This is a genomic window from Reyranella soli (genome assembly GCF_007992495.1).
In the GTDB taxonomy this organism is placed as follows: Bacteria; Pseudomonadota; Alphaproteobacteria; order Reyranellales; family Reyranellaceae; genus Reyranella; species Reyranella soli.
In genome coordinates this window covers 30,551-45,185 of record NZ_BKAJ01000115.1, presented here as the reverse complement: position 1 = coordinate 45,185, position 14,635 = coordinate 30,551, and the positions used below count along the sequence as shown (strand labels likewise).

Here is a 14,635-nt window from a genome sequence, read left to right as displayed (position 1 = left end):
GGCGTTATCTCACAACCGAGTAAGCTCCGAATCCGCTGATGGCTGAGGTCGAAGCAGCTTTTACGGTCCGCCGGTAGTGTTTTTACGAGGCGTGCTGACGCTCACGCGCGGCAATGCTCGTGGGGTGCGTGTAGAAGAGTTTCGCCATCTTTTCGAGGTCGATTCCCGCACGGATTTTTCGCTCGCAGTAGCCTTGGCGCATTACGTCCCCAGCCTGCAGACGATTCGGATGAAACGTGCGGCCGACATAGTCCCACTTCGCGGGATCTGCGTATTTCTCAAGCTCTCCCGGCCGCACATAGACTTGGTAGCGCTGAAGGTCCGGTGGCATGAATTCGGGCTTTACCCGATAGAGATCGAGAATGGTAAGGTGCATGGGCATGCTTATATCATATTTTGTCGATCTTTAGATATGTGGATCAATATGTTATCCAATCATGTAATCGAACGCTGACATTTCCGATTGTCAACGATCGTTTACATATGGTAACGTAAGCGAACGACGACATTTGGAAATCGCCATGCTCATACGTACCCCAGCCGATCTCGGCGCCGTCATTCGCGACAGACGCAGGCAGCTCAAGCTCGACCAGGCTGCTTTTGCCAAACGTATCGGCGTAAGCCGCCAATGGGTCATTGAGTTCGAGCGCGGCCACCCGCGGGCCGAACTCGGCCTTGTGCTTCGCGCGCTCGGCGCCTTGAACATCCGCGTCGACGTCGGCGTCGACGTCGAACTGACCACCCGCCGTCGGGCGCACGGCGCTGTCGACATCAACGCCATCGTCGACAAGGCCAAGAGGCTCGGCCATGACCAGTGAGCTGTTTGCGCTTCTTGGCGGGAAGGAGGTCGGCCGCGTCCAGAGAGATGGCCACGGCAGGCTATCGTTTTCCTACAGCGATGAATGGCGCGCAGATCCCGATGCCTATCCTTTGTCGCTGTCGATGCCTGTCGCCGCCAAGGAGCATCGCCGTTCCGCCATCGAGGCCTTTCTCTGGGGACTCCTGCCCGACAACGAGCGCGTTCTCGATCGCTGGGCCGCCAAGTTTCAAGTTTCAGCACGCAATGTCTTCGCTCTTCTCTCGCATGTGGGCGAAGACTGTGCCGGCGCCGTCCAGTTCGTGACGCCTGAGCGCCTCGACGCCATCCGCACTGGCGCCGAAGACAAGATCGAATGGCTTGAGGAAGCCGACCTTGCCGAACGCCTCAAGACGCTGCGCACGGATCACGCGGCGTGGCGGCTGCCAAGCGATACCGGCCAGTTCAGCCTCGCCGGTGCGCAGCCGAAGACCGCCTTGCTCCTCGAAGGCAAGCGCTGGGGAATCCCATCGGGGCGCCTTCCGACCACGCATATTCTCAAACCGCCAACCGGCCACTTCGATGGCCATGCGGAGAACGAGCATATCTGCCTCATGTTGGCGCGGAGCCTCGGCCTCCCGGCTGTGCAGTCGCAAGTTATGCGCTTCGGCGACGAAATCGCCATCGTCATTGAGCGCTATGACCGACTACGTCTGGGCAACGACATCGTCCGCATCCATCAGGAGGATATTTGTCAGGCGCTCGGCATAATGCCGACGAAGAAATACCAAAACGAGGGCGGGCCTAGTCCAGACACCATCGTCGAGTTGCTTCGCACTTATTCCACTGATCGCGACGCCGACGTTACGACCTTCGTCGCTGCTCTCGGCTTCAACTGGCTCATCGGCGGCACCGACGCTCACGCCAAGAACTACTCGGTGCTGCTGAGCGGTCCGCAGGTTCGCCTTGCGCCGCTTTACGATGTCGCTAGCATTTTGCCTTACGACAAATTCGACAAGCACAAGGTCAAGCTAGCCATGAAGATCGGTGGGGAATACAAGCTCGGTCAGATCGGCATGCGGCAATGGCAAAAGCTCGCAAGTGAACTGCGTCTCGACGCTGACGAATTCCTCGCCAAATTGGCCGCCATGGCCAAACAGCTTCCCGACGAAATAAGTACCGCGAAGGCGCTTGTCCGACAACAAGGCCTCGATGCGCCAATTATTGATCGCCTCTCTGAGGAGCTGATTGAGAGAAGCCGAGGAGGCCACGCGTTGCTCGGTGGCGCTTAGCTTCCGATGACAATGCGGCGGCGCAGTGTCGCCCTTGCATGAATGAGAACAAAGATGTTGTAGGGCGTCGCGAATCCCTCGCCGACGAATTCTTGAATCGACCCATTCAGGTCGGTCAGCGCGCAAGTATCCGGCCTCGCCATTCGTCTCCCGCCCAAAGGCACAAAGCGCATCATTTCGTCAACCGAGGTAAGCTCGAGCGGCAGCTTGAGATCGCCGAACTGCGCCTTGAACAGGGGCGAGAACTCAGTGCGCCTCACCGGCGCCACGTAGCCGATGTCGGGTCGAAACGTGCAGGGATTTAGAATGATGGCCGCGCATGCCTTGTCGCTGCGGCGCACATACTCGCGGATGCCAGCGTAGACAGACGCCCCGAACTTTTTGGCCGTGCGCATCGGCACCTTGATACTGAATTCGCTGTCCATCGCCATGCGCGCGAAGCCGTCGTCCTGGAATAGCACGATCGTCGCGAAGGTGTTCGCTTCGCGCTCGAAGAGCGCCGCGACTTCGGGGCAAGGCACTTCTGGCAATCTTGCACCCAGCGATAGAGGCCCTTTTGATGCGGGATTTGGTTGTGGCCGGTCTCGTGTAGCTTGAGGAAGGTTTGCTTCTCGCCACTCACCGTCGGATCGACATGCACAGTATTCGCGTGCACATCCAGCACGCCCAGGACCTTCTCCATGGCGCGCCGTAGGAGCTGCCCCGCCTGATGTCCCGCTTCCCGCAGGTAACGCAGCATCGAGCGCTCGTCGAAAGCGCTTACCGGTGCCAGCTTGAGCTCGGCCGCACTCAGCAGGTCATCAACTGGCGTCGGGAATCTGCCACGTGCTCCCGCACGGTCTAACAGCTTCGTCGCTGCTGCGAGGACCGTGCGGTACTGTTCATCGTCGAGCGAACTGTCGTCAGCCTTCACCGTCTTCCGCTTTCCGTGACCGCCGGAACTTCAGATATTCCAGCAGCTCCTTTTCTTCGGCTTCGGTGAGATTCAGCGCAGCGAACGTCGCCGCCCGCCCATGCACCGTGCCTGCGTCCTGCCGGGGTTTGATGTACCCCGCCATCTGCATCAACTGCTCGTAGCTGGTGCGATACACCTCGGCCAACGCGTGCAAGATGTTCGGCGACGGTTGGAGAATCTTTCCCGTCTCGATCTGGCTGAGATAAGCGTTCGACACCAGCTTGTCGGTCAGCTCCTCGACCCGGCGAAGGGACAACCTTCTGTCGGCCCTGACGGCAGCTAGGTGCTGCCCAAGTCCGCTTCGACTTTGCTCGATCTCTTTTTCTGCCTGCTCCGTTTCTGCGCCCATTGGATTTCTCCTATTGATTGATTCTAAACGATAATATGGCATCACCTGCTAGGTATTTCAAGCGCGCAAAGTATCTGCTTGACAAACTTAGCGCGCTAAGTAATACTTCATCTGAAGGTTGGGAGAGCCTTCCTGACCGGTCAACCCAAGCAGCAGAAAGTGTAGGTTGTGATGCACAACGAGAATGCCAAGTCCGGCCATCCGGCCGGTCCCGTGGAGAAGCTCCTCGAAGAGGTCGAAGAGATCATCGAGGAGGTCGTAGACCTCGAAGAGTGCGCCCGGGCGGGCCGTAAGCCGCCGCGCGCTCACCGTTACCGCTTCAAAGTCAACGACAAGCCCTACGAGTGGAAGGAGCCGACCATTCTCGGCCGGCAGATCCTCGAGGTGGCGGGTCTGGTGCCGCCCACGGACTACACCCTCCGCCAGAAGATGGCCCACGGCGAGCCCCGCCGCATCGGCCTCGAAGACCGCGTCGACCTCCGCGAGCCGGGGATCGAGAAGTTCCGCGCCATCAAGCGCGGCCAGCAGGAAGGTGAGGTTCAGGATCGGCGCGGTGCGCCGGTCCTCGACCAGGATCGCCTCTTCCTCGAAACCTACGGCCGGCGCTGGGAGATCATCGTCGACGGCTCCATCTGGGTCCTGTTTCACGACTTCCCGTTGCCGCCAGGCTACAGCCAGACGCACGTCCTCCTCGCCATCCGGCTCGAGAGCGGCTACCCGATGACCGCTCTCGACATGATGTACGTTTACCCCGCGATCACGCGGGCGGACGGCAAGCCGATCCCGCAGGTCGAGGTCATGCAGGCCATCGACGGCAAGCAGTTCCAGCGCTGGTCGCGCCATCGTACTGCGGCCAATCCCTGGGTGCCCGGCGAAGACAGCCTCGAAACCCACATCTACCTCGTCGAGGACTTCTTCCGCGCCGAGTTCACCCGCTAATGGACAACGTCTCCCTGACCCTCACCGAAGATCATCACGCCGCTCTCTACGCCCATCTTTTTCCGGGCGACGGGCTCGAAGCCGTCGCTTTCGTCGCCTGCGGACGGTCCGCGGGCGGCGACCGGCATCGGCTCGTCGCGCGTCAGATTTTCCCCGTGCCCCATGATCGGTGCCGACGGGAGGCGAACGGCGTCTGGTGGAACGCCGACGACATCGTGCCCCTCATCGAGCAGGCCGACTTCGAAGGCCTCAGTCTCGTCAAGGTTCACAGCCATCCGCAGGGCTATCAGCGCTTCTCGTCGATCGACGACACCAGCGACGCCGAATTGCTGCCCACCATCCGCTCCTGGGTCGAGGCCAAGGTGCCGCATGGCAGCGCCGTCATGCTGCCCGACGGACGCATGTTCGGACGCTATCTGTGGCGCGGTGACGAAATGCCGGCGCTTTCGCTCATCAATGTCGTTGGCCCGACGTTACGCTTTTGGTGGGCAGAGGATTCCGAGCCTGAAGAAGCGCCGCTTTCGTTCGGTGAAGCACAGGATCAGGCCTTTGGCGAAGGCACCACGCGCCAGATGCGGCGGCTCCGCATCGCCGTCATCGGCGGTTCCGGAACAGGCAGCCCTACCATCGAGCAGCTCATGCGCCTCGGTGCCGGCCACCTCGTCATCGCCGACGACCAGGGCATCGAAGAGCGCAACCTGAACCGCATCACCTACGCCACGAAGGACGATGCCGACAACGAACGCCTGAAGGTAGAGGCCGCCGCGGCTGACATCGAGCGCAAGGGGCTCGGCACCGTCGTGGAACCGATCCCCAAGGCCATCCAGACGCCCGAAGCCATCCGCGCCGTGTCTCAGTGCGACATCGTCTTCGGCTGCGTCGACTCGATCACCGGCCGCTTCATTACCAACCTTCTCGCAAGCCACTACCTGCTCGCCTATTTCGACACCGGCATCCTGCTCGACGCGCAGCAGGAGGGCCCGGACCGCGGCAGGATCAAGAATATTCTCGGCACCGTGCACTACCTCGTGCCGGGCCGCTCAAGCCTGCTCACGCGGGACCAGTTCACCTTGCAGGACGTGGCGGCTGAAGGCCTGCACCAGAATGATCCGGCTGCGGCGCGGCAACAGGTCGAAGACAAGTACATCAAGGGCATGCAGGTGCGCCGGCCAGCCGTCGTGAGCGTCAATATGTTTGCGTCATCGCTCGCCGTGAATGATTTCCTGGCGCGCCTTCATCCTTACCGGCACATCCCGAACAAGGACGTAGGATCGATCGAGTTCAGCCTGGCCGAGCTCCGCCTCACGGCCGACGAGGAAATGGAACGGTGCAAGGTCATGGGACGCCACCTCGGCTACGGCGATCGCCGCCCGCTTCTCGGTTTGCCGGAGTGCGGCGAATGATCGGCGCTGTCCGAAAGGCATGGCGCTGGTGCCGTGATGCCGCCCACGGCCTGGCTCGCCGCGTTGGCGACTGGCGCGACGCCGTCCGGCCTCGGCTCTATCGCCTTTCGTTGGTGGAAGGCGCGATGCCCGACCGGCTGCGTCTACGCACCCTGTACATCCTTACCGAAGACCGCCAGCCGTGGGTCGCCTCGATGATTTGTCCCTGCGGCTGTGGCCAAACCCTCGAGATGAACTTGCTGACCGACGAGCGCCCCTGCTGGCGCTATTCGGTCGATGCGAAAGGCCACCCATCTCTTGAGCCATCCGTATGGCGCAAGATCGGGTGTCGCTCGCACTTCTTCTTGCGTCATGGCCGGATCGAGTGGGCGCCCGATACCGGCAGGGCTTAACAGGCGTCCGTCGCGAAGGAGAATTGTTGTGGCAAAGCACTACCCCAAAGGCCTCGACGGCCGCATGCGCGATGGCGACGGCCAGATCAGGCAGAAGCGCAACGACACGCTCGTGCGTACGTTGCGTGACGAGTACGGCGATAGCTTCGCGCCTGGCTATCGCTCGGATACGAAGCTCAAGACGGTGCTCAAGGACGCAGGCGTCAACACCCTCGATCAGTACCGGAAGAAAGACTGACGCTTTTCTAGGTCGTCTTAAAGCGCTTCAGATCGCTCTCCCAAACACGCGGCACGCTGGGATTGCCGGTGCAGCGGAGGTTGAAGAGGGCGACCCAAGCCGCTTGGACTTCGGGAAGACGCTCGACGGTCTCGCAGACGAGCGCATCGTCAATGGCTTCCGAATTGCCGTGAACAAACTCGTTTCTCTTCGCCTGAACCTTGAGGAGGTGACCGTAGACCAGCCCGTGCCCGAGGTCGGCCAAGTCTTTCTCGAGCGTGGTGTCGAACGTCAATTTATATAGCCGGTCCATGCGACTGCCGATCGTCGCGTATCGGCGCAAAAGATCGGCCCGGATCAACGGCGGCAGAGCGCCGAGCGCCGCATCGAAGAATCGGTCCATGTGATGCTCGAACAGTGTCCAGAACAGGATAACGATGAGCATCCGCTGAGATGGCCGCGTTCCGGCAGCAAGCCCCTGATCCAATTCCAGAACAGGCCGATCCCACTCGCGCTTCATGAGGGCGAGCAGTGAATGCGTCGTCCAACTGAGCGCGCCCGGCAACACAATCCGTGGATACCGGCGCTCCTCGCCGTTGATAACACGGACGACCATTTCCGCACCGTCCGCGTAGTCGCGTCCGCACTTCGGGCACTTCGCTCCCGGGATAAGCGTGTGACAGCGGTCGCAGTGGACCAGCCCCGACCAGGGGCCAACCCAGGATTTTCCTTGTTCAGGATCGTCAGCCCACATTACCCCGCCTTTGTTCGTGTTGGGCTTTCCCAATCGAATGCTAGACCTTTTCCAGCCCGGCCCACGTCGACGTTGGCGCGTCCGAAGTGACTGCTGCGAAGGTCTTCCGCGCTGTCGTTGTCGGTGACCACACCGTGTAACCGATTGCCTGCGCGCTTTCTTTTGCCGCCTGGAGCACCCCGTCGCGAGAATAGTCGCCTTCTATGTAGTATTCGGCAGGGGGCAAATGGTAGGTCGCGTCAGACGATGAAATTGTCCGCTGAAAGCCTCGACTTTCCATTTGTTCGTGAAGCTTTTCGTAGTCAGCCCCATCATGGGGCGCGTAGTGCAGCTCTACCCTCGTCATGAATCTAGCCATTACCGCTCTCATGCCTCGCCTGTAGCGGCCTGATTGCCGCCCACCAAATAGGTAGTACCGAACAGGGTTTCTTCAATGTAGGGTTCGCCTGGCTTTGAACTAGCTGGGAGCACCTCTCGGAAGCTGCCCTTCGTCCGGAAGCCGGAGGCAAGGGCATCTTTGGCTTTGGCAACGATCCCCCGAAGGCCTAGAGAGTCGCTTGTCCCTTGGGCTGAGGCCCGGATGCGGCCTTTCTGCACTCCTTCTCTGTCCTAAAATGCTTAGTGCTGCCGGCGCCAACATTCAGCTCTCTCGCACAAATCGAATTGTAGTTTGCTGCCTACAGCACACCACTTTCCAAATCACTGACTTACGCGGCCGGTCAGCTGCACCCGAAACAGCGCTGAGCGCTAAAGCCGATGAGCAAATGGCGAACTATCTCAGCCCACCTGCTTCACTTCTAGGGTCCCGCCGGGGAGCAGCTTCAACAACGATTGAGCGCCTGCTGACGGGTCAAGCCAATCTGCCCAATGAGCACGCTCGAGGATCGCGATTTGTCGATCATGGTAGGGCGCGACGTCAGGGCCCGGCGGCATGGTCAACATGGTGAAGGCCTCGCCGACATCGGCGGTGCTCCGCCATATGCCGGCGATGCAGAACCAGGACTCCCCGCTTCGTGAACAGCCACTTGTCCTTGCGCTTCTTCTTCGGGTCCTTCGGATCGGTAAACTCGTAGAAGCCGTCGGCGATGATCAGGCAGCGACCGGACGCGAACTCACGGTTCTCCGAGCGAAAGTTGTAGACCGGTCGGCGGTTCTGACCAGGCCAACTCAACCGGCGCTGAACAAGCTCGCCCGCTTCACGATCGCCTTCGACAGTTCGGACGATCGGCGCGATGTCCGTAATCTTGATGTCGTCGAGCGGCTCGATGTTTGGCGTGCCCTCAGGAAAGCGAATCTTGATTTTGATGTTGGAGAAGTCGTCGGCGATCGTCCCGGCGCCAACGTGAAGGCGATAGTCGTTGCACATTTTCGTCTCCAACCCGTTGCGCTCAACCATTGTTCCTATTATGTTCTCATCAATGAAGGCGACCACGTTCGACACGGACGCCCCACCCGACGAATGCCGCATCATCGTAAGGTACGGCGACGAAGGCGTGGAGATGGTTGAGCTGCCTTGGGGCCTCCGTCCAAAGGAGCCGGGCAACCTGCCGTTCATGCTTGCGCGCGCCGAGGGCCGAAAGCTTCCCAGCCATCGCTGTCTCGTTCCTGCGTCGGAATTCCTCATCAGCCGTCATGGCAAACGCTACCGGTTTTCCCTCGCGGACGGTGACTGGTTCTACTTCGCCGGGATCTGGCGGCCCGCTTCAGGGGGTTGGCCTGAGGCCTATGCGATCTTGACCATTGAGGCGAACGCCGATGTGGCGCCGTACCAGGACCGGCAGATGGCTGTGTTGAGACGTCGACAGCGGATGGATTGGTTGGATCTCTCGCGCCCAGAACACGAGCTTCTTCAGCCATTGCCGGTTGGGGCGTTCCGAATTGAGCGCACGATCACGCGTGAGGCGCAGAGAGTACTGGCGCTCTAGATGCCGACGCATTGGCGAGTTGAGCAATGAGTGGCCACGGTGGCAGAGTTTGGCCAAGGCTTCGAACGCAGAGGATCAGTTTGCGCACTGATAGGCCAACCAGGGACGTGATCGAAGGGGATGCCCAGCTCCTAGGGCGCGCACCGACGCGTCCAAGGCCGTCGTTTGCCAAGGAGCCCGCCCGCTTTCGACGCGGTGCGTTGTGCTGACGGCTCGTGGCCTGACGAGGCTGCACATGCCGAAGCCAACCGAGAGCCCGCTGCTTTGCGCCTCAATCTGCTTCCCCCCTGCTTCCCCGGCCTTCGCATCAGAGGCGGGGAAGCAGAAAACGACCCCGAAGGACCGTTCTGACTCGCTGATTTGTCTGAAGAAAGTTGGAGCGGGCGAAGGGATTCGAACCCTCGACCCCGACCTTAGCAATTTCTGCGGCGCGGTGGCATTAGCCCGGTAATGACCGTTTCCTTGGAACCCGTGTGACGCGTGATCTGACCGAATTCTATCCCGCGGTATCCGTCTCTACCGCGTTCGTCGATTTCCCCTTCCCGTACGTTTCCTCCGAGCGCAAGTCGTGAGGCGAACGAGTATGAGCGACCGATCCCGTAATTCTTAAGTGTGCTGCGCGGGTAGTCGCCATTGGTCGATTGGGGAAACCGTGGCTGCATCTGCTTACATCGATCCAGAAGCCGATCCGTTGCGGCCTCTCACGGCGGCCGACATCGAGTCGGCTTTCCGCAAGCCCGCTGGTTGGTTCGGCCGCGACCGTGTCCGCAAGCGCCTCTACGCGCAGGGGTTCCCGCATCCTTTTGAACGTGGCCTCTGGTCTGCCAAGGCGGTGGCCGATTGGCTAGCGACCGCTGGTAGCAATCCCACTGGCGCCATGCCACGGCCACTGCGCAAAGCAAGCGAGCAACAAACTGATCCACGTCCTCGGCCGACGCGCCGCCAGCGCAGCAACGGCTATGCTCCTGTAGTGATGCGGTCGCATTGACCACGTGCTTGCAAATCGTGCAGGCTCCTCAACCAGGAGAAAAGGGCACGATGGGCAAGATCGACGCACCCTATCTGGTGACATACACCAACAAGGACGGCACGCTCCGGCACTGCTTCGCGCCGCGCCACGAGGACCGACAGGAGGGTTGGGCGACGGTGCGCCTGCACGACGGCCGGGGCAAGCCGATCCGCGATCCGATCGTTGCGGCCAGTGCGTGCCGAGCCGTGGCAGCCATCTACACGGCATGGCGACGGGGCGAAGCTGGGATGGGACCGCACTTGATCGACAAGCTTGGCAGACCGGTCACGCAGACACCTGTCCAGGCCGGGAAAACTGCTCGTGGACCAGAAACGTCAGAGAGCGCCCGAAACATACCGCCCCGGCCAAATCGGCGCCATGGTGGCCGACTATAAGGATCACGACGTCTACACCTCGCTGTCGGATAAGACGCAGCTCGAGTACCGGGTCTATCTCGACAAGTTCGTGGAGAAGTTCGGTGACACCTATTGGCGCAAGCTGGCGCCCGGAACACTACGGTCCTGGCTGCGCGAGCACGGCGAGGCCAACGGCTGGGCCGGCGCGCATTCGATGTACCGGACGATCCGCGCTTTCTTTGGCCGCGTCAGGCTCTGCTACGACAGGGTCGACCATCCCGGCTTCGTGCCACCGAAAGAGAATCCTGCGGCCGAGCTCGACCTTGGCCTGCCGAAGCCCAACCTGATCCTCTGGCCTCGCGCGGCGATCGACGCCTTCGTGACATTGGCCGACAATGCTGGTCACAAATCGATCGGCGACGCCGTTGTCATGATGGGCTGGCTGGGCGTGCGAAAGCAGGATTGGCTGTCGTGGCCAGCAGACGTCTTCGATCGCGACCTACTTGCCTTCCGCCAAGAGAAGACTAACAACCCGCTCGTTCTACCATGGCGGACGGTGCCAGCGCTGGTGATGCGCGTCGAGGCAGCACGGGCCCGGCGGCGGGACGATGGCGTCACTGCGCGGACGTTCTTCCACGATGGCGCTGGCCGACCCTGGAAGGATGCCGATGCATTCCGCGACGTGTTCAATGAACTGCGCGATCGGCTGACCAAGCAGCATCCGTACTTCGAGACCCGGTACTATGTTGGCGCCGATCCCGAGGATCCACTGCGCCTGCCGACGAAGAAGCTCACCATGCGGACGATGCGCCACACATGCATCACGCTGAACCATGACGCCGGGGTGCCGCGAGAACTGATCCGGGCGATCACCGGCCACGAACTCGACACGATCGACCAAGTGCTGAAATGCTATGCAGCCGTGACAGCCGACCAAGCGGCTGCGGCGCTCAACATCAGGCTGGCATACGAAGGGCAGTCCGGCTGATTTGTCTTACGTCTCACGACGTAAGACTCGGACGTAAGACAAACACCCCTGTTCCGTTCCCCCTGTGGAATATCGACCAAGGTCACTAAAACGCTGGCCAGCCTGAAACGGATGATCTCGGATAAATGGCGCGCCCGAAGAGATTCGAACTCCTAACCTTCTGATCCGTAGTCAGATGCTCTATCCAGTTGAGCTACGGGCGCGTAGCCGGACGGCCTCGTCGAGGGGGCCGGCGAAGAGGGGCGCACCCTAGTGAAAGCGGCCTGCGGATGCAAGCCGCGTGACAGCCATGCGACGCTGCCGCCGGGGCCCGGCCAAACGGGCCGCAAACCCTTCTCGCGACACGGAAATCGCCGGTCTTGGACCTCTTCCGAGCTTTCCAGTAGCATGCCCGGCCTCTGAATTTTCGGGATGCACGGCGATGTTCGCCCCCAGGCCGGCGACGGCCTTTTCCCTTCTCGCCCCAGTTGGGCTGGTCGTCGGGCTGGTCCTCGGCCTCGCCGCGCCGGCGTTCGCGCAGGACCTGTCAGCGGCCGACCGGTCGGCCATCCGCGACGTCATCCAGTCCCAGGTCGACGCCTTCCGCCGCGACGACGGCGAGGGCGCGTTCGGCTACGCCTCGCCCTCGATCCGCGGCATGTTCGGCACGTCCGACGTGTTCATGGACATGGTTCGGCAGGGCTACCAGCCGGTCTATCGCCCGCGCGTGTTCGACTTCCGCGAGATCGTGACCCTGCACGGCCAAGTCACGCAGAAGGTCCATGTCGTCGGGCCCGACGGCCGGCCGGTGACCGCCTTCTATCCGATGGTGCAGCTGCCCGACGGCACGTGGCGCATCAACGGCTGCTACCTGCAGGCGCCGGAAGAACACCAGGCCTGATCCCAAGCCGTGCACCGCGTTTCGCCCAAGGTGCTGGCGCTGCTGGCCCTGCTCACCCTCGTTTGGGGCACCAACTGGCCCCTGTTCAGGATCGCGCTCGAAGAGCTGCCGGTGCTGACCTTTCGCGCCATCACGATGATCGTCGGCGTCGCCATGCTGACGGCGATCCTGCTGGCGCGCGGCGAAAGCTTCGCCGTGCCCAAGGGCAAGTGGCCTGCCCTGATCGCGGCCTCGGCGACCAACATCCTCATCTGGAACATCACGACGGCGCTCGCCGTTCTCTACATCCCGTCGGGCCATGCCTCGGTGCTGGCCTACACCATGCCGCTCTGGGTGGCATTGATCGGGTTCGTCGTCTTCAAGCAGCGCCTGACCGGACGCCTGCTCGCCGCCATCGTGATCGGCGCGCTGGCCGTGCTGGCGCTGATGCTGCCCAACTTCGCGAGCTACGAGCGCGCGCCGGCCGGCCTGTTCTGGGGCCTGTTCGCGGGTTTCTGCTGGGCCATCGGCACCTTCATCGTCAAGCGCACGGCGTGGTCCGGCATGGGCCTGTCGCTCACCTTCTGGCAGGTCGTCATCAGCCTGCCGCCGATCCTGCTGGGCGCGCTGCTGATCGACGGCCTTCCCGACCATTGGCCGTCGGCGAAGGCGCTCGCCGCCACGATCTACACCGGCGCCATCCCCATGGCGCTGGGCACCGCGACCTGGTTCGCCCTGGTGAAGCTTCTGCCCGCGCAGGTCGCTGCGCTTTCCTCCATCGCCATCCCGATCGTCGCCATCGTGAGCGGCGTGCTGCTGCTGCATGAGCCGCTGTCGCCGCTGCAGATGGTGGCCATCGCCTCGAGCGTCATTGCTCTGTGGCTGGCGTTGATGCCGGGACGCGGCTCAGCCTGACGACAGAGGCAGCGACAGCGGCGCGATCTGCTCGGCCGGGCGGCCGGCATAGTCGTGCTTCTCCGAGTCCTTCAGCATGCGCATCTGCGCCTCGGCCAGGCGCTCCATGGCGCCGGCCGGATCGAGATGGACCGGCGCGCCGTCCTTCAGCACGACCTCGCCGTTGACCAGCACCGTGCGCACGGCGCGGTCGGCGGCGTGGAATACGAACGAGCGCAACGGATCGCGCGCCGGCTGCATCAGGGGATACGCCAGATCGACCAGCACGATATCGGCCAGCGCACCCGGCGCCAGGACGCCGATATCGTCGCGGCCCAGCGCCTTGGCGCCGCCGATGGTCGCCGCCTCGAAGGCGCCGCCGGTGTCGAGGCTCGCGATGTCCTCGCTCATCAGCCGGCCGGCGACGATGGCAAGCCGCATCTCCTCGATGAGGTTGTGCGGCGCGCAGTCGGTGCCGAGCCCAACCGTGACGCCGCGGGCGCGATAGCGGCCAACATGGTCCATGGCGAGGCCATAGCGCGCGAACGGCTGCGGGCAATGCGCGACCGCGGCGCCAGCATCGGCGATCAGGTCGAGGTCCTTGCGCGTGTGCCAGGCGATCTGCGGATGCTCGTCGAGCAGGATGCAATGCGCCAGGACGGTGCCGGGCTTCAGCAACGCCTGCGCCGCCGCCCATTGCACCGGCGTGACGCCATGGCGGCGAATCATCTCGCGCACCTCGACCACCGACTGCCCGATATGGGTCGAGAACGGACGGCCGGTCTCGTCGGCGAGCCGGCGCCCGGCGGCGAACAGTTCGGGCGTCACGGTGTCGATCTGCGCGGGAAACACCATGGCGTCGAGCCGACCTGAATTGTGCGCTTCGGCCTCGGCCATCACCGTCTTGGCCTTGTCGAACGCGGCGATGCCGCCGGCCTCGTCCCACTTCCAAGTCACGGTCTGCGGCGCCGACATTCCCCAGCGCGCCGAGGCGAAGGTCGGCGCCGCGTAGAAGCGCATGCCGCTCCTCACCATGGTCTCCAGCCAGCCATCGAACGGCACGGTGACGTCGCAGGCCGTGGTCGTGCCGGCGCGCAGCATCTCGGCATAGGCCATCTCGGCCGCCGCCGCCCGCCCTTCCTCGCCGAGCCGGAAGGCCTGCAGGCGCTCGATCAGGCCGGTCATCTGCTGCTCGGGCACGCCATGGTCCTCGCGCACGCCGCGATAGCCCGGCTCGGTGCTGGGATGGCTATGGATGTTGACCAGGCCGGGCAGCGCCAGCAGCCCGGCGCCGTCCAGCACAGGTTCGTTGGCCTGCGGCGGTCGGGCACCGGCGGGCGTGATCTCGGCGATGCGCCCATCCTTCAGGAAGAGGTCTACGTCGCGGCGGTAGACATGCCGGTCGGCCGCGCCGTCGCGCACCACCGCCCACGAGACATTTCGGATCGAGCTCGGCCGTGAAGTCATGCATCACCCCCTCGAGGCACGTCTGTTGCATAGCCTATGC

General features: G+C 62.7%; 17 protein-coding genes, 1 tRNA gene and 1 pseudogene. 11 read left to right on the top strand and 8 right to left on the bottom strand.

The features are described 5' to 3' along the window. Positions 1–82: 82 nt before the first annotated feature. Positions 83–382, bottom strand: coding sequence for a hypothetical protein (locus RSO01_RS30725; protein ID WP_147154379.1), 300 nt, complete (start codon positions 380–382; stop codon positions 83–85). A gap of 127 nt (positions 383–509) precedes the next feature. Here RSO01_RS30725 and RSO01_RS30720 point away from each other — a divergent pair, with 127 nt between their 5' ends. Both RSO01_RS30720 and RSO01_RS30715 read left to right on the top strand, forming a co-directional pair. After that, entirely contained in the window at positions 510–818 is a 309-nt protein-coding gene (locus RSO01_RS30720; RefSeq protein WP_246158935.1) for a helix-turn-helix transcriptional regulator, read from the top strand. Beyond that, positions 808–2,088 carry a type II toxin-antitoxin system HipA family toxin gene (locus RSO01_RS30715; RefSeq protein ID WP_147154378.1) on the top strand — a complete coding sequence of 427 codons (1,281 nt, stop codon included), beginning with the start codon at positions 808–810 and terminating at the stop codon, positions 2,086–2,088. Before RSO01_RS30720 ends, RSO01_RS30715 begins: the two co-directional genes overlap by 11 nt. Here the strand turns inward: RSO01_RS30715 and RSO01_RS30710 are convergent. Together RSO01_RS30710 and RSO01_RS30705 are read right to left on the bottom strand one after the other, a co-directional pair. Next, entirely contained in the window at positions 2,085–2,618 is a 534-nt protein-coding gene (locus RSO01_RS30710) for a hypothetical protein (protein WP_147154377.1), read from the bottom strand. The genes RSO01_RS30715 and RSO01_RS30710 overlap by 4 nt on opposite strands. Before the next feature lie 372 nt (positions 2,619–2,990). Next, positions 2,991–3,392, bottom strand: coding sequence for a helix-turn-helix domain-containing protein (locus RSO01_RS30705; protein ID WP_147154376.1), 402 nt, complete (start codon positions 3,390–3,392; stop codon positions 2,991–2,993). A gap of 171 nt (positions 3,393–3,563) precedes the next feature. Here RSO01_RS30705 and RSO01_RS30700 point away from each other — a divergent pair, with 171 nt between their 5' ends. From RSO01_RS30700 to RSO01_RS30685, 4 genes are read left to right on the top strand one after another with little or no spacing between them, the layout of a single operon-like run. Continuing rightward, positions 3,564–4,331, top strand: a complete 768-nt coding sequence (locus RSO01_RS30700; protein ID WP_246158933.1) for a multiubiquitin domain-containing protein — start codon at positions 3,564–3,566, stop codon at positions 4,329–4,331. Beyond that, positions 4,331–5,734 carry a ThiF family adenylyltransferase gene (locus tag RSO01_RS30695; protein ID WP_147154375.1) on the top strand — a complete coding sequence of 468 codons (1,404 nt, stop codon included), beginning with the start codon at positions 4,331–4,333 and terminating at the stop codon, positions 5,732–5,734. Before RSO01_RS30700 ends, RSO01_RS30695 begins: the two co-directional genes overlap by 1 nt. Then, a complete protein-coding gene (locus RSO01_RS30690) occupies positions 5,731–6,126 on the top strand; it encodes a ubiquitination-like system serine protease family protein (RefSeq protein ID WP_147154374.1) in 396 nt (131 codons plus the stop codon). Before RSO01_RS30695 ends, RSO01_RS30690 begins: the two co-directional genes overlap by 4 nt. A gap of 28 nt (positions 6,127–6,154) precedes the next feature. Further along, complete coding sequence (locus RSO01_RS30685) at positions 6,155–6,364, top strand: hypothetical protein (protein WP_147154373.1); 210 nt, start codon at positions 6,155–6,157, stop codon at positions 6,362–6,364. A gap of 7 nt (positions 6,365–6,371) precedes the next feature. On the opposite strand, the gene RSO01_RS30680 is transcribed toward RSO01_RS30685, so the two are convergent. The 3 genes and pseudogenes from RSO01_RS30680 to RSO01_RS30675 all read right to left on the bottom strand — a co-directional run bounded on the left by RSO01_RS30680 (position 6,372) and on the right by RSO01_RS30675 (position 8,463). Further along, positions 6,372–6,959, bottom strand: a complete 588-nt coding sequence (locus RSO01_RS30680; RefSeq protein WP_170303486.1) for a hypothetical protein — start codon at positions 6,957–6,959, stop codon at positions 6,372–6,374. 178 nt (positions 6,960–7,137) lie between these two features. After that, the gene (locus tag RSO01_RS47665; RefSeq protein ID WP_170303485.1) at positions 7,138–7,455 is read right to left on the bottom strand and encodes a hypothetical protein; all 318 of its coding nucleotides are present in this window, start codon (positions 7,453–7,455) and stop codon (positions 7,138–7,140) included. 419 nt (positions 7,456–7,874) lie between these two features. Further along, positions 7,875–8,463: pseudogene (locus RSO01_RS30675) on the bottom strand (SOS response-associated peptidase family protein). 52 nt (positions 8,464–8,515) lie between these two features. On the opposite strand from RSO01_RS30675, the gene RSO01_RS30670 reads away from it, so the two are divergent. From RSO01_RS30670 to RSO01_RS30665, 3 genes are all read left to right on the top strand, one after another. Next, positions 8,516–9,022, top strand: a complete 507-nt coding sequence (locus RSO01_RS30670; protein WP_147154383.1) for an SOS response-associated peptidase family protein — start codon at positions 8,516–8,518, stop codon at positions 9,020–9,022. Positions 9,023–10,060: 1,038 nt separating this feature from the next. After that, positions 10,061–10,426, top strand: coding sequence for a hypothetical protein (locus RSO01_RS47660; RefSeq protein WP_170303484.1), 366 nt, complete (start codon positions 10,061–10,063; stop codon positions 10,424–10,426). Further along, positions 10,410–11,375 (top strand): site-specific integrase, encoded by a 966-nt coding sequence (locus RSO01_RS30665; RefSeq protein WP_170303483.1) that lies wholly within the window; start codon positions 10,410–10,412, stop codon positions 11,373–11,375. The genes RSO01_RS47660 and RSO01_RS30665 overlap by 17 nt, the downstream gene beginning before the upstream one ends. A gap of 126 nt (positions 11,376–11,501) precedes the next feature. Here the strand turns inward: RSO01_RS30665 and RSO01_RS30660 are convergent. Further along, a tRNA-Arg gene (locus RSO01_RS30660) sits at positions 11,502–11,578 on the bottom strand. Positions 11,579–11,796: 218 nt separating this feature from the next. On the opposite strand from RSO01_RS30660, the gene RSO01_RS30655 reads away from it, so the two are divergent. Together RSO01_RS30655 and RSO01_RS30650 are read left to right on the top strand one after the other, a co-directional pair. Next, positions 11,797–12,255 (top strand): DUF4864 domain-containing protein, encoded by a 459-nt coding sequence (locus tag RSO01_RS30655; RefSeq protein ID WP_147154370.1) that lies wholly within the window; start codon positions 11,797–11,799, stop codon positions 12,253–12,255. 9 nt (positions 12,256–12,264) lie between these two features. After that, on the top strand, positions 12,265–13,149 hold the full coding sequence (locus RSO01_RS30650; protein WP_147154369.1) for a DMT family transporter: 885 nt from the start codon (positions 12,265–12,267) through the stop codon (positions 13,147–13,149). On the opposite strand, the gene RSO01_RS30645 is transcribed toward RSO01_RS30650, so the two are convergent. After that, positions 13,141–14,595, bottom strand: coding sequence for an amidohydrolase family protein (locus tag RSO01_RS30645; RefSeq protein ID WP_147154368.1), 1,455 nt, complete (start codon positions 14,593–14,595; stop codon positions 13,141–13,143). The genes RSO01_RS30650 and RSO01_RS30645 overlap by 9 nt on opposite strands. Positions 14,596–14,635: the final 40 nt, after the last annotated feature.